The 20,109-nt window shown below is 68.8% G+C and carries 25 protein-coding genes; 9 read left to right on the forward strand and 16 right to left on the reverse strand.

The features are described 5' to 3' along the window. The first annotated feature begins 39 nt into the window (after positions 1-39). The 4 genes from BLV49_RS04320 to BLV49_RS04335 all read left to right on the forward strand — a co-directional run bounded on the left by BLV49_RS04320 (position 40) and on the right by BLV49_RS04335 (position 2,465). Positions 40-324, forward strand: a complete 285-nt coding sequence (locus tag BLV49_RS04320) for a WXG100 family type VII secretion target (RefSeq protein WP_091180331.1) — start codon at positions 40-42, stop codon at positions 322-324. A gap of 83 nt (positions 325-407) precedes the next feature. Beyond that, positions 408-1,232 (forward strand): hypothetical protein, encoded by an 825-nt coding sequence (locus BLV49_RS04325; protein ID WP_091180334.1) that lies wholly within the window; start codon positions 408-410, stop codon positions 1,230-1,232. Positions 1,233-1,266: 34 nt separating this feature from the next. Beyond that, entirely contained in the window at positions 1,267-1,563 is a 297-nt protein-coding gene (locus BLV49_RS04330) for a DUF6412 domain-containing protein (RefSeq protein ID WP_091180337.1), read from the forward strand. Positions 1,564-1,646: 83 nt separating this feature from the next. Beyond that, entirely contained in the window at positions 1,647-2,465 is an 819-nt protein-coding gene (locus BLV49_RS04335) for a YidC/Oxa1 family membrane protein insertase (RefSeq protein ID WP_091180339.1), read from the forward strand. 102 nt (positions 2,466-2,567) lie between these two features. On the opposite strand, the gene BLV49_RS04340 is transcribed toward BLV49_RS04335, so the two are convergent. Beyond that, positions 2,568-3,041: a hypothetical protein gene (locus BLV49_RS04340; RefSeq protein ID WP_091180342.1), complete on the reverse strand. Its 474-nt coding sequence runs from the start codon at positions 3,039-3,041 to the stop codon at positions 2,568-2,570. A 45-nt stretch (positions 3,042-3,086) separates the two neighbouring features. Continuing rightward, positions 3,087-3,623 (reverse strand): YbhB/YbcL family Raf kinase inhibitor-like protein, encoded by a 537-nt coding sequence (locus BLV49_RS04345; protein ID WP_091180346.1) that lies wholly within the window; start codon positions 3,621-3,623, stop codon positions 3,087-3,089. A 290-nt stretch (positions 3,624-3,913) separates the two neighbouring features. On the opposite strand from BLV49_RS04345, the gene BLV49_RS04350 reads away from it, so the two are divergent. Both BLV49_RS04350 and trhO read left to right on the forward strand, forming a co-directional pair. Continuing rightward, on the forward strand, positions 3,914-4,726 hold the full coding sequence (locus tag BLV49_RS04350) for an endo alpha-1,4 polygalactosaminidase (RefSeq protein WP_091180350.1): 813 nt from the start codon (positions 3,914-3,916) through the stop codon (positions 4,724-4,726). Between the two features lie 42 nt (positions 4,727-4,768). Beyond that, on the forward strand, positions 4,769-5,677 hold the full coding sequence (trhO, locus tag BLV49_RS04355; protein WP_091180353.1) for an oxygen-dependent tRNA uridine(34) hydroxylase TrhO: 909 nt from the start codon (positions 4,769-4,771) through the stop codon (positions 5,675-5,677). On the opposite strand, the gene BLV49_RS04360 is transcribed toward trhO, so the two are convergent. Continuing rightward, positions 5,662-5,919: a hypothetical protein gene (locus tag BLV49_RS04360; protein WP_091180356.1), complete on the reverse strand. Its 258-nt coding sequence runs from the start codon at positions 5,917-5,919 to the stop codon at positions 5,662-5,664. The genes trhO and BLV49_RS04360 overlap by 16 nt on opposite strands. A 135-nt stretch (positions 5,920-6,054) precedes the next feature. Between BLV49_RS04360 and BLV49_RS04365 the strand changes: the two genes are divergently transcribed. After that, a complete protein-coding gene (locus BLV49_RS04365) occupies positions 6,055-6,957 on the forward strand; it encodes an ABC transporter ATP-binding protein (RefSeq protein WP_091180358.1) in 903 nt (300 codons plus the stop codon). Continuing rightward, positions 6,954-7,778, forward strand: coding sequence for an ABC transporter permease (locus tag BLV49_RS04370; protein ID WP_091180361.1), 825 nt, complete (start codon positions 6,954-6,956; stop codon positions 7,776-7,778). Before BLV49_RS04365 ends, BLV49_RS04370 begins: the two co-directional genes overlap by 4 nt. A 16-nt stretch (positions 7,779-7,794) precedes the next feature. Here BLV49_RS04370 and BLV49_RS04375 read toward each other — a convergent pair whose 3' ends face one another. Genes BLV49_RS04375 through BLV49_RS04385 form a run of 3 tightly spaced genes read right to left on the reverse strand, consistent with a single transcriptional unit; the run spans position 7,795 to position 11,032 of the window. Continuing rightward, on the reverse strand, positions 7,795-9,453 hold the full coding sequence (locus tag BLV49_RS04375) for an ABC transporter permease (RefSeq protein WP_091180364.1): 1,659 nt from the start codon (positions 9,451-9,453) through the stop codon (positions 7,795-7,797). After that, positions 9,450-10,367 carry an ABC transporter ATP-binding protein gene (locus tag BLV49_RS04380; protein WP_091180367.1) on the reverse strand — a complete coding sequence of 306 codons (918 nt, stop codon included), beginning with the start codon at positions 10,365-10,367 and terminating at the stop codon, positions 9,450-9,452. The genes BLV49_RS04375 and BLV49_RS04380 overlap by 4 nt, the downstream gene beginning before the upstream one ends. Then, positions 10,364-11,032, reverse strand: coding sequence for a TetR/AcrR family transcriptional regulator (locus tag BLV49_RS04385; RefSeq protein ID WP_143033950.1), 669 nt, complete (start codon positions 11,030-11,032; stop codon positions 10,364-10,366). Before BLV49_RS04385 ends, BLV49_RS04380 begins: the two co-directional genes overlap by 4 nt. Before the next feature lie 87 nt (positions 11,033-11,119). On the opposite strand from BLV49_RS04385, the gene BLV49_RS04390 reads away from it, so the two are divergent. Continuing rightward, a complete protein-coding gene (locus BLV49_RS04390) occupies positions 11,120-12,124 on the forward strand; it encodes an MDR family oxidoreductase (protein WP_091180372.1) in 1,005 nt (334 codons plus the stop codon). A gap of 3 nt (positions 12,125-12,127) precedes the next feature. Here the strand turns inward: BLV49_RS04390 and BLV49_RS16825 are convergent, their stop codons facing one another. From BLV49_RS16825 to BLV49_RS04445, 10 genes are all read right to left on the reverse strand, one after another. Beyond that, positions 12,128-12,916, reverse strand: coding sequence for a hypothetical protein (locus BLV49_RS16825; protein ID WP_176980712.1), 789 nt, complete (start codon positions 12,914-12,916; stop codon positions 12,128-12,130). 71 nt (positions 12,917-12,987) lie between these two features. Next, positions 12,988-14,331: a glutamate-1-semialdehyde 2,1-aminomutase gene (gene hemL / locus BLV49_RS04405; RefSeq protein ID WP_091180374.1), complete on the reverse strand. Its 1,344-nt coding sequence runs from the start codon at positions 14,329-14,331 to the stop codon at positions 12,988-12,990. Further along, the gene (gene hemB / locus BLV49_RS04410; RefSeq protein ID WP_176980713.1) at positions 14,319-15,293 is read right to left on the reverse strand and encodes a porphobilinogen synthase; all 975 of its coding nucleotides are present in this window, start codon (positions 15,291-15,293) and stop codon (positions 14,319-14,321) included. Before hemB ends, hemL begins: the two co-directional genes overlap by 13 nt. 31 nt (positions 15,294-15,324) lie before the next feature. After that, positions 15,325-16,176 (reverse strand): uroporphyrinogen-III synthase, encoded by an 852-nt coding sequence (locus BLV49_RS04415; protein ID WP_091180381.1) that lies wholly within the window; start codon positions 16,174-16,176, stop codon positions 15,325-15,327. Then, on the reverse strand, positions 16,173-17,177 hold the full coding sequence (gene hemC, locus BLV49_RS04420; RefSeq protein ID WP_091180383.1) for a hydroxymethylbilane synthase: 1,005 nt from the start codon (positions 17,175-17,177) through the stop codon (positions 16,173-16,175). Before hemC ends, BLV49_RS04415 begins: the two co-directional genes overlap by 4 nt. Beyond that, positions 17,174-18,211, reverse strand: coding sequence for a ferrochelatase (locus BLV49_RS04425; RefSeq protein WP_091180386.1), 1,038 nt, complete (start codon positions 18,209-18,211; stop codon positions 17,174-17,176). Before BLV49_RS04425 ends, hemC begins: the two co-directional genes overlap by 4 nt. Continuing rightward, on the reverse strand, positions 18,208-18,945 hold the full coding sequence (hemQ, locus tag BLV49_RS04430; RefSeq protein WP_091186747.1) for a hydrogen peroxide-dependent heme synthase: 738 nt from the start codon (positions 18,943-18,945) through the stop codon (positions 18,208-18,210). Before hemQ ends, BLV49_RS04425 begins: the two co-directional genes overlap by 4 nt. 75 nt (positions 18,946-19,020) lie before the next feature. Next, positions 19,021-19,239, reverse strand: a complete 219-nt coding sequence (locus BLV49_RS04435) for a hypothetical protein (protein ID WP_091180389.1) — start codon at positions 19,237-19,239, stop codon at positions 19,021-19,023. Then, positions 19,229-19,624 carry a phage holin family protein gene (locus tag BLV49_RS04440; protein WP_091180393.1) on the reverse strand — a complete coding sequence of 132 codons (396 nt, stop codon included), beginning with the start codon at positions 19,622-19,624 and terminating at the stop codon, positions 19,229-19,231. Before BLV49_RS04440 ends, BLV49_RS04435 begins: the two co-directional genes overlap by 11 nt. A 13-nt stretch (positions 19,625-19,637) precedes the next feature. Then, a complete protein-coding gene (locus tag BLV49_RS04445; RefSeq protein ID WP_091180396.1) occupies positions 19,638-20,003 on the reverse strand; it encodes a hypothetical protein in 366 nt (121 codons plus the stop codon). Positions 20,004-20,109: the final 106 nt, after the last annotated feature.

Consider the following 20,109-nt stretch of genomic DNA (forward strand, 5'->3'; position numbering starts at 1 on the left):
GCGCGGGTCCGCACAACAACAGAGAAAGGTCGTCTGACAATGAACGACATCAGCCTCACTCCGGAGTCCATGCGGTCGACCGCCACCAAGCTTGATGGCGGCCAGGGCGAGATCAAGGGTCTGCTCACGAAGCTGCAGAGCGAGGTCAACTCGCTCCTCGGCAGCAACTTCGTCACCCAGAAGGCATCCCCCGCCTTTGGCGAGGGCTACAACAAGCTCAACTCGAGCATGAACCAGGCCGTGGACGGCATCACGCAGATGACCGGCGCGCTGCGCAACATGGCCCAGTCCGCTGAAGAGTGGGACGCGTCGAACGCCCGCTGATCGGCACAGCAGACTTCGGAGGGTGTGCGGCGAGCGAGGCTTGCCGCACACCCTCTTCGCATGCCCCGTATCGTGGAAGCAGAATGACTAAGAAGACGTCACAGCCCAAGCGCCCCGCGAGCGCGTCCGACAAGGTGCGCGCCGCTGTCGGACGGCTCGGCATGCTCGAGATCTCAGTGTTCGCGCTCAGCTGCGTGCTCGGCATCTGGAGCTGGCTCGCCTTCGTCGTCTCCACACCGCAGGATTATGCGGCGTTCACCCTCATCTACTGGATCGGACTTATCATCGCCTCGACCGTCCAGATGGTCGCGATGCTCATCGTCCGCAACCGGGGCGCACGAGATCTCGGCGACGCCCTGACCTCGACGCCGCCCTCCCTGCCCTACCTTCTCCTCGGTCCCATCGTCGTGGTCGCGGTCGCCATGCTCATCGTGACCCCGCCCGGCACTCCCACTGCAGGCTTCGACGACGACTTCTCCTCGATCTACCAGATCATCGGGCTGTTCGTGCTGCTCGCCCTGATCGCCGTGGCGCTCGGGGCCGGCGTCGTCTTCCTCATCATCGTGCTGCCGGTTCTCGCGGTCGCCGTCTCGATGCGCAAGGGCTCCGCAGCCTCCATCGAACGCTTCTCGGGCGGCCTCGCCTCCCGCGGAGAGCTCGTGTGCGGTGCTCTGATCCTTCCCGCTGCGCTCGGATTCGGTGTGGGAATGTACTTCGTCGCCCCCGACGCCGGCAGCGGCCTCACAGCGAACCGCATGCTCGTCCAGTTCCTCATGTGGGTGAGCTTCCAGGGCGAACTGCTGCCGAGCGTCGTGGCCTGGCTCTGCCTCGCCCTCATGATCGGCCTCGTCACCGCCTACAATGTGCAGTACGGCCGTCGCATGCGCCGCGAGGTCACCGGCGGCTGAGCCTGCTCGCAGTCCCGGGTGGTAGTCTGCCGCCGTGCTGCAGTACCTCGAGATTCTCACGCGGTTCCTCACCGCGGCGTTCGAGCTGTCCGCAAGCCAGCACACGCTCTGGCAGTTCGCGCTCCTCGCCGCGATCGGCCTCGCCGGCGGCGCCGTTCTCGTCTACGCGCGCACGAGCCTCGTTCTCGCGGCCCTCGTCTTCGGCGCACGCCCGCCCGAGCGCATCGTCCCCCCGCGCGACATCGCCCGACTTCTTTCGCAGAGCGCTCCGGATGCCGCGGGCAAGCCGCAGCCGCGAGCACCGGGTGCCGGCGTCCCGGCCGTCGCCTGACGCTGCGCTCGCTCTGAAGCACGCTGCCCGGCAGCATCCGTCGACGGTCACACGACACCCGCACGCCCTGTCGAAAGTGACCCATGAACCTCTACGAATTCGCGCCCATCGCGGCGCTCATCAACATCGCCCATACCGTCCTCACGTTCCTGAGCGACCTGCTCACCCCGCTCGCCGGTGGCGCGAGCGCCGCCCTCGCCGTCGTGCTGCTCACCGTCATCGTGCGCACGCTGCTCATTCCCGTCGGTCGCTCCCAGGTGAAGGCGCAGATCGACAGGCAGCGGCTTGCCCCGCAGCTCGCCGAACTGCAGAAGAAGTACAAGAGGAAGCCCGAGCTGCTGCAGCGCAAGACCATGGAGCTGTATCAGAAGGAGAAGGTCTCTCCCCTGGCCGGCTGCCTGCCGATGCTCGCGCAGACCCCCGTGCTCATGGCCGTATACGGACTGTTCATCCTGCACACCATCGGCGGCAAGGCCAACGACCTGCTCACACACACGGTGTTCGGCGTGCAGCTCGGCGACAGCCTCGTCCATCAGATCTCGACCGGCACCGTCGCCCTCGCCTCTGCTCTCCTCTACGCGGCGATCGTGCTGATCATCGCCGTCGTCGCCCAGGCATCGCGCTCGCTGCTCATGCCAGCGACGCCGCCCGCCGCTGCCCGTCCCGAGCCGGCGCCCGGCATGCCGCAGCTGCCCGACATGACCAAGATCACGAAGGTGCTGAGCTTCATGCCGTTCATGACCGCGATCGTGGCGACCTTCGTGCCTCTCGCGGCCGCGATCTACCTGCTCGTGACGGTCTCGTGGACGCTCGGCGAGCGCATCATCCTGCGCAAAGTTCTCGGCGCCGACAAGCCGGCAGAGGGAACGGATGCCGCCGGCGCGGCGCCGCAGCCGGCATAGGCTCGCGCGGCCCACTCGCCTCGAGCAGAGCTTCGTTGGTGGCAAACTGCTCAACGCAGGGAAGCGTCTGCGCACTTTGCCACAAATGAGGCGCCGGGCGGCCTACGCCGGGCGGTTGACCTCGGCGCCGTCCCACGACAGGTCCGCGTCGGGGCGCAGGGGCAGCGCCTCGATGCCCGGCGTCTGCACGAGCTCCCGAATCAGCGCGGTGCTGCCGCCGACAAGGGTGGAGTCGAAGTCGATCTCGGTCGCGAGCAGCCACGCGTGGTCGTCGGGCCACAGGAGGCTCGGCGACTGCGGCCAGCGCGGCGAGCCGTTCCACGGCGCCTCGCTCACCCACTTCGGGTCGGCGAAGTCGTTCGCGGCCGCCTCGAAGAGGATGTACGGCCGGCCCGTGCCCTCGTCGAGTTCCAGTCGCGCGCCGACGGCCACCTCGCGCGGCAGAAGGCCGCCGCCGACCTGCGGCTCCGTGCCGAACGAGGCTCGTGCGGTTGCCGCTTGTCCACGCACCCACTGCGCACCGTTCCAGCCGAGCGACGCGAGCCGTGATCCGGGATGCGCATCCTCTTCCGCCACGAGGCCGTATGTGACTGCAGATCGCCATTTGAGGCAAGCGACCCGTCACGCAGCGCCGCCGAACTCGCCGATGCCCTTGAGGATGCCGCGCGCGAGCGTGTGGAAGTGCAGGTTGAAGCCGAGCACCGCGGGCGTGGACTGCGCGTCGATGTCGAGCGAGGGCACGTCGACCGCGTGCACGACGAAGAAGTAACGGTGCACGCCTGTCCCCTCGGGAGGCGCGGCTCCCGTGAACGCGGGCTCGCGCAGTTCGTTGGGAAGCGTGATCGCTCCCTCCGGCAGGAGACCCGAGTCGGCAGCGCCGGCACCCGAGGGCAGCGACGTCACCTCGGCGGGAATGTTGAACACGGCCCAGTGCCAGAATCCGGAGCCGGTGGGAGCGTCGGGATCGTATGCGGTGACCGCGAAGCTCTTCGTCTCGGGCGGGAATCCCGACCACGACAGCTGCGGCGACGTGTCTGAACCGCCGGCTGAGGCCGAATACTGCGGCGCCTTGAGCGGAAGGTCCGGGTCGAGGTCATCGCTCTCGACGGCGAACGCGGGCACCGCGTCGAGCTGGGCGTACGGGTCGTAATCGAACATGAACAGCTCCGTTCTGTCGGGTTCTCTCCACCCTATCGACGGGACGGCGGCAGGGAAACGGATGCCGCCACGGCCGTTCTCATACCGGGGGCGTAGTGGAACCATCCCTTCGGGTGACGCGGCGGCCGGCGGCATCCGATGAACTTGGATCGTGCGTGAAATCACGAAGACCTCGAAGTCCCTGCTCGTCATCGCAACCCTTGTCGGTGTGGTCGCGTTGACGTGCGCGTTCTCCGCCGTGTGGCTCCTCACGAAGGGCGTGTGACGCGGCGACACCCTACACTCGGAGCATGAGCCGCCGGGTCGCTTGCGCCGCACTGGGCGTCGCCGTTCTCCTCACCGGCTGCACGTCCGATCAGACGCCCTCCGGCCCCGACCAGAGCGAGCGGATGCCGCGATCGTCGGCAGCTGTCGCGCTCCCGCCGCCCGGACCCTTCGACTATCAGCTCGGCGGCCCGTACGCTCCGTCGGAGGGCGTCGGCACGGTCGTGCGCGACAGCACCGCTCCCACACTGAATGATGCGTACAATGTCTGCTACGTCAACGCCTTCCAGACCCAGCCTGGGAAAGCGGACGACTGGAGTGGCCTCGTCCTCGTCGATGCGGGTGAGCCCGTCATGGATCCGGACTGGCCGGACGAGGCCGTCCTCGACACGTCGACGGCCGCTTCACGCGAAGCGATAGCCGGACGGCTCGCACCGGTGCTCGAGGGCTGCGCCGACGCGGGCTTCGACGCGGTCGAGTTCGACAACCTCGATTCGTACCAGCGGTCGAACGGTCTGTTGAGCACGGCCGATAACGCGGCCCTCGCCGATGCGCTCATCGGCATCGCTCACGGTCTGGGACTCGCGGCGGCGCAGAAGAACGCCGCCGAGCTGCTCGGTGAACGGCTCGACTTCGACTTCGCGATCACCGAGGAGTGCGGGGCGTTCGACGAATGCGCCGTCTTCGAGAAGCGCTACGATCGGGTGCTCGACATCGAGTACGCGCCGGATGCCTTTCATGCGGCGTGCGAAGCGGGCGCCCTCCCCGACGACGCCATTCTCCGCGACGTCGATCTCGTTGCCGACGCCGACGGCGCGTACGCCTACGAGAAGTGTTGACGGTGCCGGAAGATCCCAGCGTGGTCACCGTAAAATCGAGCGGTGGCCATCCCGAAGATCCTGCTCTACTACGCCTTCACTCCGCTCGCTGACCCCGAGGCGATTCGGCTGTGGCAGCGGGACCTGTGCGAGTCGCTCGGGCTGCGCGGGCGCATCCTGATCTCGAAGGACGGCATCAACGGCACGGTCGGCGGCGACCTCGGCGCAGTCAAGCGGTACTTGCGCAAGACGCGGGAGTACCCGGCGTTCAAGAACCTCGACGTGAAGTGGTCGGAAGGCACCGGTCTCGACGATGACGGGTTGAGCCTCGACTTCCCGAGGCTGAGCGTCAAGGTGCGCGACGAGATCGTGTCGTTCGGCGCTCCAGGCGAGCTCGAGGTCGACGAGAGCGGCGTCGTCGGCGGCGGCATCCGGCTCTCGCCCGAGGAGGTGAACGCGCTCGTCGCGGAACGCGGTGACGAGGTCGTGTTCTTCGACGGTCGCAACGCCTTCGAGGCGGAGATCGGCCGGTTCCGGAACGCCATCGTGCCCGACGTCGAGAACACGCGCGACTTCGTCGACGTGCTGGATTCTGGCGCGTACGACGGGCTGAAGGACAAGCCGGTCGTGACGTACTGCACGGGCGGTGTCCGCTGCGAGGTGCTCTCGAGCCTCATGCGCAAGCGCGGCTTCACCGAGGTGTACCAGGTCGACGGCGGAATCGCCCGATACGGCGAGGCGTTCGCCGACGACGGGCTGTGGGAGGGCTCGCTCTACGTGTTCGACAAGCGCATGTCGCTCGCGTTCTCAGACAAGGCCGCCGTCATCGGCCGCTGCTGCGTCTGCGAGGGCGCGACGGCGCACATGCAGAACTGCGCGGACCCCGCATGCCGGACGCAGCTCGTGGTGTGCGATGAGCACGCGGCATCCGCTCCCCTGTGCGTGGAGCACGCGGCTCACTCGTCGTCGTAGTCGCTGCCCTGCGCCTCTTCTTCGTAGTCGCTCGCGGTCTCCTCGAAGTCGTTGCCGTCGTCGAGCTCCGTCTCGGCCTCGTCTCCGTAGCCCTGGGGAGCGTCGCCTTCGTCGACGTCCTCCGGCGTCTGGCTGAGATCGTCCTGGTGCTGCTCGATGACGTCGGCTTCGTTCGCCTCGGCGTCCGCGAGCACGGACGACTCGGTCTCGGGGAAGTTCGGTTCGAATTCGGGGTCGCTCATGTCAGCTCCTCTCCCTCGTGCTTCGACCGTACGGCCGCCGAGGCACGACGGCAAGGCCCAATCTCCGCCTGACGGCGGATGCCCGCCGGTCGCGGCATCCGCCAGAATTGGAGCACAGTCAGGAGAGGAGTGTGCATGCCGAGTCCCGGGGTGCCGATCGAGATTTCCGGTCTCACCAAACGCTTCGGCGGCTTCACCGCCGTCAACGACCTTTCGTTCTCTGTCGAACCGGGGCGCGTGACCGGGTTCCTCGGACCGAACGGAGCCGGCAAGACGACGACGCTGCGCTCACTGCTGGGACTGGTCGCGCCGACCTCCGGGACCGCCACGATCGGCGGCATCCGGTATCGAGATCTGCCCTCCCCGCTCACGACCGTCGGGGCGGCGCTCGAAGCGTCGAGCTTTCACCCGGGGCGCAGCGCGGAGCATCACCTGTCGATCTACGCGCAAGCGGCGCGCATCCCATCGTCGCGCGTGGGCGAGGTGCTCGAGCTCGTGGGCCTCGCCGGATTCGGCGAGAAGCGCGTGGGCGGCTATTCGCTCGGCATGCGGCAGCGCCTCGGGCTCGCCTACGCGATGCTCGGCGACCCTGGCGTTCTCGTTCTCGACGAACCCGTGAACGGCCTCGACCCCGAGGGCATCAAGTGGATTCGCGAGCTGCTGCGCCACTTCGCGCGGGAGGGCCGCACGATCCTCATCTCGTCGCACCTGCTGAGCGAAGTGCAGCAGACGGTGGACGACGTGATCATCATCGCGAAGGGACAGCTCGTGCACACGGGAACCCTCGCGGACCTCGACGCGGGCGACAGCATGAGCGTGCACGTTGACGCGCCGGATCGCGAGGCGCTGCGCGCGGCGCTCGAGCAGGCCGGGTTCCGCTTCGATATCGCCCGATCGGGCTTCACCGTCTACGAGGTCGAGCCCGGCGCCGTCGGGCACGCCGCGTTCGTCGCGGGAGTGGAGCTGAACGCGCTCGCGCGGCGCGCTTCGGGACTCGAGGAACGGTTCCTGTCCCTCGTGGGCGGAGGAGACGCATGAGCATGTTCATCGCGGCCACTCGGGCCGAGTTCACGAAGGTCTTCACGACGCGAATCTGGTGGATTCTTCTCATCATCCTGTTCTCGTACGTCGTGCTGCTCGCCGGCGGCATCGGGGCGCTCTTCGGCGCGACCTCCAAGGGACTGCTCGGTGCCGCGCAAGGCGTGGAGGGGATGCCGACAAGCGGGCTCGCTCCGCTCGTCTACAGCTTCGGCACGACCGTCGGCTACGTCTTCCCGTTCCTGCTCGGCGCGCTCGCGACGACCGGTGAGTTCCGGCACCAGACGCTGACGCCGACGTTCCTCGCGACGCCGAAACGCGGCATCGTTCTCGGAGCGAAATGGGCCACGCTGCTCGTCATCGGCGCCTTCTTCGGTGTCGTGGCGCTTCTCGGCTCGGTCGGGGCAGGCTCCGCTGTGCTCGCTGCGTTCGACATCGACACAGCGCTCGATTCGGGCGACACGTGGGCGCTCATCGCACGCTCGGTGCTTGCGATGGCCCTGTGGGCCGCGATCGGCGTCGGACTCGGATCCGCCGTGCCGAACCAGGTCGCGACCGTCGTCATCGTGCTCGCCTTCACGCAGTTCGTCGAGCCGATCCTTCGGTCGCTCGGCACTCTCGCGGACTGGATCGGCGACGTGACGAAGTGGCTGCCCGGGGCGGCGAGCGATGCGCTCGTGGGAGCGAGCTTCTACTCTCTCGCGGGAGCGGGCGGCGGAACGAGTCTGGAGTGGTGGCAGGGCGGCCTCGTGCTGCTGGCGATCGCCGTCGTCGTCTCCGTGATCGGCTGGCTCGTCACATGGCGCCGCGATATCACGTGAGTCTGCCTGCGCGGGGCTACGCCGGAATGTCCCGGCGGCGGAACCGCCAGAGCCCGAGCGCGGCGAGCACGATGCCGACGAGGTTCAGCACGATGAGCGGCGTCGCCTGCGGATCGTCGGCGGGCAGCCGGGGCGTCGCGGCGAAGATCGTCGTGTTCACCACGTCGTCGGGCACGCGGAGCAGCGGGCCGAACATGGCGACCACCACGAACGCTCCGTAGAGCGCCCACGAGATCGTGATGCTCAGCCGCGGCAGCCAGCCCAGAGTGAAGACGGCGATGCCGATCAGCACGACGCACGCGGGCAGGTAGCTGAGCGAAGCCGCGACGAGCTCGCCGAAGGCGCCGGCCTTGCCGTAGCTCCCGGCGAGCGCGGCGCCGCTGCAGGTCAGCATGAGCGCCGACCAGACGAGGGCGAGCACGATCGGCGCGCCGAGCCAGCGTGTGCGAGAGAGGGCCGTGGCGAGCTGCGCTTCGAGCCGCCCGTTCGCCTCTTCAATGCGCGCCGCGCACACCGCCTGCACGGCGAAGCCGCCGGCGAGCATGCCGTTCACCATGCTGAAGAGACCGAGGATTCCGGCGAGCGGGTCACCCCGACCCGCGAAGGCGATTGCGTAGGCGCTGCCCGGCTCGAGCACGTCGACCATCTTGAGGGCGACACCGCCGAAGAACGCGCCGAACAGCGTCGCGCCCACGAGCCAGCCGATCATCGGTCCGATGAGCAGCCGCGTGAGCAGGCCGAGCGGAGAACCGAGGACCGCGCCGGCGCGTGCCCGGCCCGGCCGCTGCGGGAGCACCCCGGCGCCGAGATCACGGCGCGATTCGATGGCGAGCGCGGCGCAGCATCCGATCGCCCCGAGCGCGACCAGAAGCGCGAACGGCCACCAGTTCTCGTCGCCGTACGCGCGCATGTTCTGCGCCCAGCCGATCGGCGAGGCCCAGCTGAGCGGGTGCGGTGTGGCGTCCGTGGCCCCCACGTCGGCGATGGCGCGCACGAGGTAGGCCAGCGCGATGATGACGCTGCCGAGCGCGTTGGCCGCACGCGAGGTCTGCGTGAGCTGCCCGCACAGGAGCGCCACCCCGGTGAACGCGATCCCGGTGCCCGCGATCGAAGCGCCGAGGGTCCACGAACCGCCGCCGTCGAGCCCGCAGGCCAGGGCGAGAGCGGTGATCGCGAGCCCCATGACCGCGCTGAACGCCGCAGTCGCGGCCGCCGTAGCGAGCGTAGGCGCGTGCCGGCCGAGCACGCCGGCGCGCAGCAGCTCGGTGCGTCCGGCCTCCTCGTCGGCGCGTCCGTTGCGGGTGACGAGGAAGACGACGGCGAAGGCCATGCCGACAGCGAGGGTCATCCAGAGCTTGATGACCAGGATGCCGCCGAGCGATCCCGCCGCGTACGGGAGCCCCGTGAGCGCGGCGACAGACGGAGTGTTCGCAACCTGCGCGTAGGCGTCGCGGGCCGCCTGCGTCGGGAACGCCTCCTGCTGGCTCGAGTACACGAGCGGCACCATGCCGGCCAGCACGATGATCCAGATGAGCATGCGCAGCCAGTTGCGGCGCAGCACGAACCGCAGCATCGTGCCCGTTCCGACGGCGGTTGAGACGACGGATGCCGCCGGGCGGACCGCCGCGGGCGTGACATGCCGCCCCGCGAGAGGCGGCTGTGCGACGCGCGTCATGACGCCTCCTTCTCCTCGTCGGCGAGCGCGCCGCCGTAGTGCCGCAGGAACAGCGACTCGAGCGAGGGCGGGGTGATCACGAGCGAGCGCGGCTGCAGCCCGGCGATGCGGCGGAGCACCTCCGGCTGGTTCTCGTCGTCGACGGTGAAGCTGATGCGGTCGCCGTCAGAGGTGAGGTCGGCGATGCCCGGGGTTCCGGCGAGCGTGTCGCCGGCGGCATCCGACACGACCGTCACCGTGCTGCGATGCAGGTGCCGCAGCTCGGCGAGGGTGCCCTGTTCAACGGTGCGGCCGGTGCGGATGATCGTGACGGTGTCGCACAGCCGCTCCACTTCGGCGAAGATGTGGCTCGAGAGCAGCACACTGCGTCCGTCGTGCGCGATCTCACGCACGCACTCGCTGAACACCTGCTCCATGAGCGGGTCGAGGCCCGAGGTCGGCTCGTCGAGGATGAGGAGTTCGGCGTCGGAGCTGAGCGCGGCGACGAGGGCGACCTTCTGGCGGTTCCCCTTCGAGTACGTGCGCGCCTTTTTGCTCGGGTCGAGGTCGAACCGCTCGATCAGCGCGTCCCGGCGGCGCTCGTCGTGGTCGCCACGCAACCGGGCGAGGATGTCGATGGCCTGACCGCCGGTCAGGTTGGGCCAGAGGTTCACGTCGCCGGGCACGTAGGCGATGCGCCGGTGGAGTTCGACGGCGTCATGCCACGGGTCCCCGCCGAGAAGGCGCGCGCTGCCCGCGTCCGCGCGAAGCAGCCCAAGGAGCACGCGGATCGTCGTCGACTTCCCCGCACCGTTGGGCCCGAGGAATCCCGCGACGCGGCCGGCGTCGACGCGAAGGTCGAGCCCGTCGAGCGCCGTCACCCGCCCGAAGCGCTTCACGAGACCCGTGATCTCGATGGCCGTGCTGCCGTTCATGATCCCACTCCTTGGTCGCGCCCATCCGGCGCGCTGTCACTGTGCAGGTACTCCAGGTAGGCGTCGAGGTAGCGGCGGTCAGCGAACACTCCCTCGGTGAAGATCTCGAGAGCGGGCAGCGTCGTTTCCGCCATGACCTCGTCGAGCACGCGCGGGAAGTCGGCGAGCGCGATCTCGGGCTTGAGCGCGAGCTGGATGCTGAGCGCCCCGAGCGTCATCGTGATCAGGTAGCGCGCGCGAGCCTGCTCGTCTCGGCTCGACACGAGCAGCCCGTCGTGCGTCGCCTCTCGAGAGATCGCGAGTGCCTCGGCAATGAACCGCTCCAGGAATCGGCGCGCCGTCTCGCCGCCCTCCCGCGCCGCGCGCACGACGTAGACGATGAGCACCGCGTTTCCGGGATTCTTCGACACGGCCCCGAACATGGGCAGGGGGCTCTGCGCCATCGCGTCGCGCTTGAGGCTGCGGTAGCGCGCGAGCACCTCGGCGTCGCACACCTCGCGCAGCGCATCCTTCGACCCGAAATGGTGCCGGATGAGCCCCGCCGTGACACCCGCGCGGTCCGCGATGGCACGAACAGGCACGCCGAAGCCCGACGCCGCGAAGCTCTCGATTGCGGCGCCGATGAGCCGCGTGCGGCCGTCGGTTCCCATGTCATCCGTCCTCACGATCAGCACTATACGCTTGTATAGCCGCGTTGCAAGGGGCTGTGCGACGCTCTCGCAATCCGCCTGGCGCGCCCGTAGGCTGGCGGCATGACGACGTTTCGCGGGTGGCTGGTGGAGAAGACGGATGCCGGCGGCGAGCAGCGCCAGACTGCGACGTTGCGCGAACTCGACTCCGCGCGACTGACAGAGGGCGACACGTGGATCGACGTCGCCGCCTCGAGCATCAACTACAAAGACGCGATGGCCCTCACGGGCCGGCCGGGGATCGTCCGGACCTGGCCTCTCATCGCCGGCATCGACGTGGTCGGCACGGTGCGCTCCTCGGAGTCGGGCCGCTGGAGCGCGGGCGATCGCGTGCTCTTGAATGGCGCCGGCCTTGGCGAGAGCCGTGACGGCGGTCTCGCCGAGCTCGCTCGCGTCGACGGCGCCTCCCTCGTGCGTGTTCCGGGCCGGTTCTCGCCCTCGCAGGCCGCGGCGCTCGGCACGGCCGGGTTCACGGCGATGCTCGCGGTGCTCGCCATCGAGCGGCATGGCGTTCGCCCCGGCGACGGTCCCGTGCTCGTCACGGGAGCGGCGGGCGGCGTCGGGTCGATCACGATCGCCCTTCTCGCACACCTCGGATTCGAGGTCGTCGCTTCCACGGGCCGGGTAGACACCGAGGGCGCGTACTTGCGCCGGCTGGGCGCGAGCGAACTGCTCGATCGGGCAGAACTGTCGGAGCCCGGCAAACCGCTGCAGTCGCAGCGGTGGGCGGCCGTCGCGGACGCGGTCGGCAGCGCCACCCTCGTGAATGCGCTCGCCCAGACCCGCTACGGCGGAGTCGTGACCGCGTGCGGTCTCGCGCAAGGCGCCGATCTGCCGGCGACGGTGCTGCCGTTCATCCTGCGCGGCGTGACGCTCGCGGGAGTGAACTCGGTCGACGCGCCCCTCACGCTGCGCGAGGAGGCGTGGTCACGGCTCGCTCGCGACCTCGACCTCGCGCTTCTCGACGAGATGACGGAAGTGTTCGCGCTCACCGAGGCCAGCTCGATTGCCGAGAACGTGCTCGCCGGAAAAGTGCGGGGCCGCAGCGTCATCGACGTCACGGCGTAGCGGCTACGACTCCTGGCCGGGCGATCCGGTCTCGGTCTCGTCGGGCTTCTGAGCTGGCTTCTTCGGCGCCGGTTTGTCGCCCGCCGGCTTCTTGGCCCCGGGTTTCTTGGCCGCGCTCGTCGTCGCCGGCTTCTTGGCGGCGGGCTTCTTCGGAGCAGCCTTCGCCGTTGCGGGCGCCTGCGCCGATGGGGCGGCGGCGACCGTCGACCCAGGCGCGCTCTTGGGCGCGGCGGGCTTCTTGGGAGCCGCCTTCTTCGGAGCCGCCTTCTTCGGAGCAGTCTTCTCGGCCGCCGTCGGGGCGGCCGGAGAGGTCATCGTGGCCGCCGGCTTCTTCGCCGCGGGCTTCTTGGCCGCTGGCTTCTTCGCCGTCGGCAGCGTCGTCACGCTTGCCACTGCCTTCGTGCGCGGCTGAGCCATGTGCACGCGTACCTTGCGCGGCTTGCGCTCCTCGAGTCGCAGCGCGGCGATCAGCTCGAGTCCCTTGCGTGTCGACACGAGCACCCGGCGGAACTCCTCATCGATGAGGTCGATGACGACGGCGGGGCGCGAGCCCTTGAGCAGGACGAAGTCCTTGCCGCCGTGGAACTTCCACTGTCCGACCGCGAGTGTGAGCGGAAAGGCCGTTCCGGGAGCGCGCACGCCGCGAATCCAGATCCACGGGTCGTCGGTGAGCGACACGGAGCGGATGCTCTCGCGTGGGATGACGACGTCATCCTTGCGCCTGGCGAGCATCTTCTCTGCCGCGGTCAGCTTGATCTCGAGTCGATCGGCGTGCAGCAGGATTGAAGCCATGCCTCTAGTCTGCCGTCCATATTCCGTTATCGGGATGGTGAAACCTCACAAAGAGGTAACGCCCAGCTTGGTCAGCTCATCGGGGTAGCGGATGCCGCTGCGCGTGCCGCCGCAGGGAGGGCGTCGACGATGCGGCCGAGGGCCCGCTCGTCGTGTGCGGCCGTGACGAACCAGGCCTCGAACACGCTCGGCGGGAGGGACACTCCGGCGTCGAGCATGGCGTGGAAGAACGGCGGATACCGCCACGTGTCCTGCGCCTGCATGTCGGCGTAGTCGCGCGGCGTCTCGCTCGTGAACGCGAAGCTGAACAGATTGCCGGCGCGCTGCACGGTGTGCGCGACGCCTTCCGCGGTGAGCGCCTGCGACACCGCCGACGAGAACGTATCTGCGGTCGCGTCGAGCTTCGCGTACACCTCGGCGGTGGCGCCTTCGAGTGTGGCGATTCCCGCGGCCATAGCCACGGGGTTTCCGGAGAGCGTGCCGGCCTGGTACACGGGTCCCGCCGGCGCGAGGTAGTCCATGACGGCCGCTCGACCGCCGAGCGCGGCGACGGGCATTCCGCCGCCGATGATCTTGCCGAACGTGAAGAGATCCGGCTGGTACGCGGGGCCCTCGTTCGTCGAGAGGCCCCAGTAGCCGGCGGCGCTCACGCGGAAGCCGGTGAGCACTTCGTCGAGGATCAGGAGCGCGCCGTTCTCGTGTGCGATCTCAGCCAGCGCAGCGTTGAACCCGGGCAGCGGCGGAAGCACGCCCATGTTCGCGGCGGCGGCTTCAACGATGATTCCGGCGATCTCGTCGCCGCGCTCGGCGAAGGCCGTGCGCACCGCATCGAGATCGTTGTAAGGCAGCACGAGAGTCTGCGCCGCGATAGCCGCCGGAACGCCCGCCGAACCCGGGAGCGCGAGCGTGGCGACGCCGGATCCGGCCGCAGCCAGGAGCCCGTCGGAGTGCCCGTGGTAATGCCCGGCGAACTTGATGAACAGGTCCCTGCCCGTGAAGCCGCGGGCGAGACGGATCGCGGTCATCGTCGCTTCCGTGCCCGTGGAGACGAGGCGAAGGCGCTCGACCGGACGGATGCTGCCGCCATCAGGTCCGGCCCCGACGATGCGCCGCTCGACGAGCTCCGCGAGCTGCGTCTCGCTCGGCGTCGACGCGCCGAAGGAGAGTCCGAGCGCCGCGGCGTCCTGCACCGCCGTGACGACGGCGGGATCCGCATGGCCGAGGATCGCCGGACCCCAGGAGGCGACGAGGTCGACGTACTCGTTGCCGTCAGCGTCATACACGTAGGGACCGGATGCCTTCACGAGGAAGCGCGGTGTGCCGCCGACCGAGCCGAAGGCGCGCACCGGGGAGTTCACGCCTCCCGGGATAGCCTGCTTGGCCCGCGCGAAAAGTTCCTCGTTCACTTGATCCATCCTGCGAGTTCGATAGCCCAGTAGGTGAGCACGGCGTCGGCGCCGGCGCGGCGGATGCTCAGCACCGATTCCTCGATCGCTGCTCGCCGGTTGATCCAGCCGTTCGCCGCGGCAGCCTCGATCATCGCGTACTCGCCGGAGATCTGATATGCCCAGACCGGAATGTCGGAGATCTCGGCGACGTCGGAGAGAACGTCGAGGTAGCTCATCGCCGGTTTGACCATGACGATGTCCGCTCCCTCGGCAAGATCGAGCGTCGCTTCTCGCAAGCCCTCACGGCGATTCGCCGGGTCCTGCTGGTACGTGCGCCGATCACCCGCGAGCTGCGAGTCCACGGCTTCGCGGAAAGGCCCGTAGAATGCGGACGCGTACTTGGCCGCATAGGCGAGAACGGCCGTATCGATGAATCCGGCCGCGTCGAGCGCCTCCCGGACGACGGCGACTTGGCCGTCCATCATCCCACTGAGTCCCAATATGCTGGAACCGGCATGAGCCTGCGCGAGCGCCATCTCCGCGTATCGCTCGAGCGTCGCGTCGTTGTCGACGTTTCCGCGTGCGTCGAGGACGCCGCAGTGGCCGTGGTCGGTGAATTCGTCGAGGCACAAGTCCGTCTGCACGACGAGATCGCCGCCGAACTCGTCGGCGAGCCGCCGTGTCGCTGCATTGAGAACGCCGTCGGGGTCGGTCGCCTGCGAGCCGATTGCGTCGCGCGTCTCGGGGACACCGAACAGCATGACGCCCCCGATTCCCGCGGTGACCGCTTCTTCTGCCGCTCGCACAAGGCTGTCCATGCTGTGCTGCACGACCCCGGGCATCGAGCCGATCGGCACGGGTTCCGTAGCGCCCTCGCGCACGAACATCGGAAGAATGAGTTCGGCGGGGTGCAGCCTCGTCTCTGCCACGAGCCGGCGCATCGCCGGGGTCGTGCGAAGGCGACGTGGTCTGATGGTGGGATTTGTCACCGTAGTCCTGTCCCTCGGGGATCGCGCAGGGTCACTGCGCATTGCGTTCCTCGACGATGCGAATGGCCGAGGTGATGACCTCGCCTTGCGCCGTCGAGGTCACGGCGGCGTCCTGGCCGCCGGATTCGACCACCCTGACGATCGCGTCGAGGAGGTCGGTCACGGTCTGTCGCCGTGACACGATGTGGACTGCGAGGCCCGCCTTTGCGGCATCCTTGGCCGTGCGCGGTCCGATAGCCGCGATGAGCGTCGTGGGTGGAAGCGGCGTGAGCTGCTCGACCACCTGCTCGGCGACCGAGCCGGAGGTCACGAGGATCGCGTTGGTGCGGCCGCTGGCGACATCGTCGCGCACCTTCTGCGTGACGGGTTCTCCGATCGTGCGGTACGCGACGACCGAGTGCACGTCGTGCCCCGCCGTGATGAGCCCCTTCGTGAGTACGGGCTTCGCGATCTCGGAGCGCAGCGTGAGGAACTTCTTCGGCGTCGGCTCGAGCTGCGTGAGCTCGGACACCATGCCCTTCGCCGAGTTGTCCTTCGCCGGCACAAGATCGACGTGGTAGCCGACGGCGAGCAGCGCGGCCGCCGTGGTCTCGCCGACGGCGGCGACCTTCGTGCGACGCGGGATCGTGACGTTCTGCGTGTACAGCACGTCGACAGTCGTCGCACTCGTCAGGGTGACCCAGTCGAAGTAGCCGGCTTCGAGCCGCTTGAGAGCCTGGGCGAGGCCTTCCGGGTCGGACGTGGGCGCGAAGTTCACCATGGGAGCGATGACGGGCGTCGCGCCACGGTCGCGAAGTTCCGCCGCGACCCCGTCGCCCCACGGGCCGCCGCGCGGCACGAGGACGCGCCAGCCCTTCAGCGGTTTGCTCGGTGCAGTAGTCATGATTCCCTCAGAGGTGCAAGGTCGGCCGCGCCAGCGGCCAGGAGGGCGTCGGCCAGCTCGGTACCCGCGCGCGCGGCGCGCTTCATGAGCGCACCCGTGTCGTGGACGGCCGGTCCGGCATCCGGGCCCGACGCGGGCGCCCACACGTCACCGATGGTGACGCGCTGCTGTCGGGCGCGCACGGCGGTTCCGTCGAGCGCATACACGTGCGCATCGACGGTGAGCTCTCCCCCGCTGAGAACCGCGTGCGCGGCGACGGGCGCCGCACAGCCGGCCTCCAATCGGGAGAGGACAGCACGTTCGGCTGTGGCGGCGGCCTCGGCCGCGGCATCCGTCACCGCGGTGAGGGCGCGCACGAGAGGCGCGTCGGCGGCGAGGGTCTCGAGATCGGTGCTGCGCACCTCGACGGCGAGCACGCCTTGCGCGGGCGCCGTTGGCCAGGTCTCGATGTCGAAGAACTCGGTTGCGGCCTCCGAGAGCCCGAGCCGCGCGAGGCCGGCCGCGGCGAGAACGACGGCGTCGAGCTCGCCCGACGTGACGAATCCGAGCCGGGTCCCAACGTTTCCGCGGATGTCGACGACGTCGAGGTCCGGCCGGCGATGCTTGAGCTGCGCGATGCGGCGGGGTGAGCCGGTCCCGACGCGAGCGCCGTGGGGAAGCTCATCGAGAGTGAGCCCGTCGCGCGCGCACAAGGCATCCCGGGCGTCCTCGCGGGCAGGAACCGCGCCGATAACGAGGCCGGGCAGGGCGGCCGTCGGCAAGTCCTTCATGGAGTGCACGACGAGATCGCACGCGCCGTCGAGCAGCGCGTCGCGCAGCGCCGCTGCGAACACCCCCGTGCCGCCGAGTGTCGAGAGCGAGGCGCGGGAGGTGTCGCCGTGGGTCGTGACCGTGAGCAGCTCGGCCTCGCCGCCGATCGCATCGGCGAGAGCGCGCGCGACGCCGCCGGCCTGGGCTGTCGCCAAGGCGCTGCCGCGGGTGCCGACCAGCAACGTGGTCATGACGCGGGGGTCACCCCCGCCAGATCTGCGCCCTGCGGTGCGTGGTCGGGCCATGGACCGAGGTCGGTCTCGTGCGGCCGCTCGGCATCGGGAATGTTCTGCAGGCGCTCACCGAGCAAGTCGACGAGCCCCGCGACGAAGGCCGGGTGCACGCCGGGGGTGGGAACGCGCACAGCGCGGATGCCGTTCTCGCGTGCCGTCTCGAGGGCCTCGTTGTCGAGGTCCCAGAGCACTTCCATGTGGTCGCTCACGAACCCGATCGGCACGATCACGAGCGCGTCGACGCCGTCGAGTTCCGCGATCGCGTCGTTGATGTCCGGCTCGAGCCACGGCGTCGCGGGGTTCCCGGAGCGGGACTGGTAGACGAGGCTGTGCGGCGCATCGGAGCCCGCACGGCGCATGATCGCCTCCGCGACAGCCCGGTGCTGAGCCTCGTACGCTCCGCCTTCGCCGTATTCAGGACCTGATTCGGTCGCGGCGGCGGTGGGAATCGAGTGGGTGACGAACATGACGTGCGTGTTCGCGGCATCCGACAGCGAATCGAGCGCCTCACGCACGCCTTCGACGAACGGGCTGACGAATCCCGGGTGGTCGAAGAACTCGCGGATTCGGGTGATGCGGACACTGTCGCGAAGCCCGGTCTCGTCGAGAGCCCGGTCGAAGTCCTCGTGGTACTGCTTGACACCCGAGTACGACGTGTACGCGCTCGTCACGATCGCAAGCACGTCCCGCTTCCCGTCGGCGTGCAGCTCCCGCAGCGCGTCGGTGAAGTACGGGTCCCAGTTGCGGTTTCCCCAGTAGACGGGAATGTCGATGCCGCGACGCGCGAGTTCCGCCTCGAGGGCGGCTTTGAGGTCCCGGTTCTGCTCGTTGATCGGCGATACTCCGCCGTGGTGGCGGTAGTGCACGGCGACCTCTTCGAGCCGCTCTTCGGGGATCCCCTTGCCGCGCGTCACGTTCTTGAGGAACGGGATGACGTCATCCTGCCCTTCGGGGCCGCCGAAGCTGGCCAGAAGAATCGCGTCATAGCTCAACGGAGAACCTCCGGGATCTCGGCCGTCTCGATGCGACGGCCCGTGTAGAACGGAACCTCTTCACGCACGTGCCGGCGCGCCTCGGTGTAGCGCAGGTCGCGCATCATGTCGACGAGCTCCGTGAGCTCGTCCGACTCGATGGGGAGCACCCACTCGTAGTCGCCGAGGGCGAACGCCGCGACGGTGTTCGCGATCGCGCCGCGGAACTGTGCGCCCTTGCGGCCGTGGTCGGCGAGCATCTTCGAGCGCTCGTCGTCGGGAAGCAGATACCAGTCGTAGCTGCGCACGAACGGGTAGACGACGATCCAGTTCTTCGGCGGGAGGCCGCGGAGGAAGCCGGGGACATGCCGCTTGTTGAACTCGGCGTCGCGGTGCACGGCCATCGCGTTCCACGTGGGGAGAAGCGGAGCGATGAGCGAGGTGCGGCGAAGCTCGCGCAGCGCCGCCTGGATGTCGTGCGCCTCATCGCCGTGCAGCCAGATCATGAGGTCCGCGTCCGCTTTGAAGCCGGAGACGTCATAGAAGCCGCGGATCGTCACGCCGCGCTCGGCGGCGGCGCTCACCGCCGCGTCGAGTTCGCTCACCGACGTGTCGGTCACGGTGACGGGGGTGGCGGGATTGCGACGGAAGACGGCCCAGAGCGTGAAACCGCTGACCGGAGCGTCCTGCGCGGGAGTTGAGGGGGAGGCGTCGTGGGGGTTCGACGATGCCTCTGCCGAAGCAGGTGCAGTCATGTTCTCCATCCTCCACCAGTCGGGGGCGCAGAGCAAAACGGCGCCGCCGACCTTATCGGCGTGAGGAACCGGCGGCTATTTGACGACGGCGCGCACGATGGCCCATACGCCGAGTCCCAGCGCGGCGGCGGCTCCCGCCGCTCCCGCGATGAGCGCTGTCGGGTTGTCGATCCGCAGCTTCTCCAGGCGGGCCTTCGCCTGCTTGGGCAGGTTGAGCTTGTCTTCGATGGCGTCGAGAGCGGCGGTCAGCTGCGCTCGCGCCTCAGCAGTCGAGGGAGTGCGATCAGCGGTCATAAGTGCCCATTCCCTTCACGGCGTCGATGTCTTGCTTGATGCTCTCGACGGGGTCCGGGTCCTGGCCCATCTTCTTGAAGAACGCGACTCCAACGAGCGCGAGCACGACGGCGATCAGCAGGAAGACCACGAAGACGATGAGGGCCGCGAGCCACGCCGGCATGACGAGCGCGAGAGCGAGGATGCCGACGGCGACGAGCACGCCGATCGCGAAGTAGAGGAAGATGAGGGCGCCCACGAAGAGGCCCGCGCCGATTCCGGCGTACTTCCCCATGTGGACGGCCTTGGTCTTGAGCTGCTCGATCTCGGCCTTGATGAGGTTGGTGAACAGCTCGGGAAGCGAGCGAATCAGTGTGAACAGCGACTCGTTGCTGCGATCAGTCATTGTCGACTCCCGCCTACTTGTTCGGTGCGCCGGACGACGGCGAACCGCCCGCCTCGGCCTGCGCGCGCTCGCTCACTTCGGCCACGTCCTCCGCGGTGTCCTTCGCCGTCGCGATCGTCGCGTCGAGCTTCTGACCCGGTGTCGTGTCAGAGCTGAGCGTGGAGGCGAGCTTCTTGGCCCCCGTGTACAGCGCCTTCGGCACTTCGGAGACGCGCGCCATGGCGAAACCCTCGAGGTTCGCGACCTGCTTCTGCACGGGTGCGGTGTGCCAGATCTTCTGCCAGCCGGACTTGATCTGCTCATAACGCTTACGTCCGGCGCGGGTTCCCAGCACGTACCCGGTTGCGAGCCCGGCTACGAACAGCACTTTCCCCTTCATGTTGCCTCCTGTCGTCGCGTCTCGAATGTGTCCAGCGTAACGCCCCCAGGCTCTTGTGACGAAGGCTTGCATTTCCGCCCAGCTTTTTCTATGCCCGGGTCGGAAT

Source organism: Paramicrobacterium humi (assembly GCF_900105715.1).
GTDB lineage: Bacteria > Actinomycetota > Actinomycetes > Actinomycetales > Microbacteriaceae > Paramicrobacterium > Paramicrobacterium humi.

Coding starts and splice junctions, on each gene's coding strand:
- BLV49_RS04320 (WP_091180331.1), top strand. CDS start 40: ATGAACGACATCAGCCTCACTCCGGAGTCCATGCGGTCGACCGCCACC.
- BLV49_RS04325 (WP_091180334.1), top strand. CDS start 408: ATGACTAAGAAGACGTCACAGCCCAAGCGCCCCGCGAGCGCGTCCGAC.
- BLV49_RS04335 (WP_091180339.1), top strand. CDS start 1,647: ATGAACCTCTACGAATTCGCGCCCATCGCGGCGCTCATCAACATCGCC.
- BLV49_RS04345 (WP_091180346.1), bottom strand. CDS start 3,623: ATGTTCGATTACGACCCGTACGCCCAGCTCGACGCGGTGCCCGCGTTC.
- BLV49_RS04350 (WP_091180350.1), top strand. CDS start 3,914: ATGAGCCGCCGGGTCGCTTGCGCCGCACTGGGCGTCGCCGTTCTCCTC.
- BLV49_RS04360 (WP_091180356.1), bottom strand. CDS start 5,919: ATGAGCGACCCCGAATTCGAACCGAACTTCCCCGAGACCGAGTCGTCC.
- BLV49_RS04365 (WP_091180358.1), top strand. CDS start 6,055: ATGCCGAGTCCCGGGGTGCCGATCGAGATTTCCGGTCTCACCAAACGC.
- BLV49_RS04370 (WP_091180361.1), top strand. CDS start 6,954: ATGAGCATGTTCATCGCGGCCACTCGGGCCGAGTTCACGAAGGTCTTC.
- BLV49_RS04375 (WP_091180364.1), bottom strand. CDS start 9,453: ATGACGCGCGTCGCACAGCCGCCTCTCGCGGGGCGGCATGTCACGCCC.
- BLV49_RS04380 (WP_091180367.1), bottom strand. CDS start 10,367: ATGAACGGCAGCACGGCCATCGAGATCACGGGTCTCGTGAAGCGCTTC.
- BLV49_RS04390 (WP_091180372.1), top strand. CDS start 11,120: ATGACGACGTTTCGCGGGTGGCTGGTGGAGAAGACGGATGCCGGCGGC.
- BLV49_RS16825 (WP_176980712.1), bottom strand. CDS start 12,916: ATGGCTTCAATCCTGCTGCACGCCGATCGACTCGAGATCAAGCTGACC.
- hemL (WP_091180374.1), bottom strand. CDS start 14,331: ATGGATCAAGTGAACGAGGAACTTTTCGCGCGGGCCAAGCAGGCTATC.
- BLV49_RS04415 (WP_091180381.1), bottom strand. CDS start 16,176: ATGACTACTGCACCGAGCAAACCGCTGAAGGGCTGGCGCGTCCTCGTG.
- hemC (WP_091180383.1), bottom strand. CDS start 17,177: ATGACCACGTTGCTGGTCGGCACCCGCGGCAGCGCCTTGGCGACAGCC.
- hemQ (WP_091186747.1), bottom strand. CDS start 18,945: ATGACTGCACCTGCTTCGGCAGAGGCATCGTCGAACCCCCACGACGCC.
- BLV49_RS04435 (WP_091180389.1), bottom strand. CDS start 19,239: ATGACCGCTGATCGCACTCCCTCGACTGCTGAGGCGCGAGCGCAGCTG.
- BLV49_RS04440 (WP_091180393.1), bottom strand. CDS start 19,624: ATGACTGATCGCAGCAACGAGTCGCTGTTCACACTGATTCGCTCGCTT.
- BLV49_RS04445 (WP_091180396.1), bottom strand. CDS start 20,003: ATGAAGGGGAAAGTGCTGTTCGTAGCCGGGCTCGCAACCGGGTACGTG.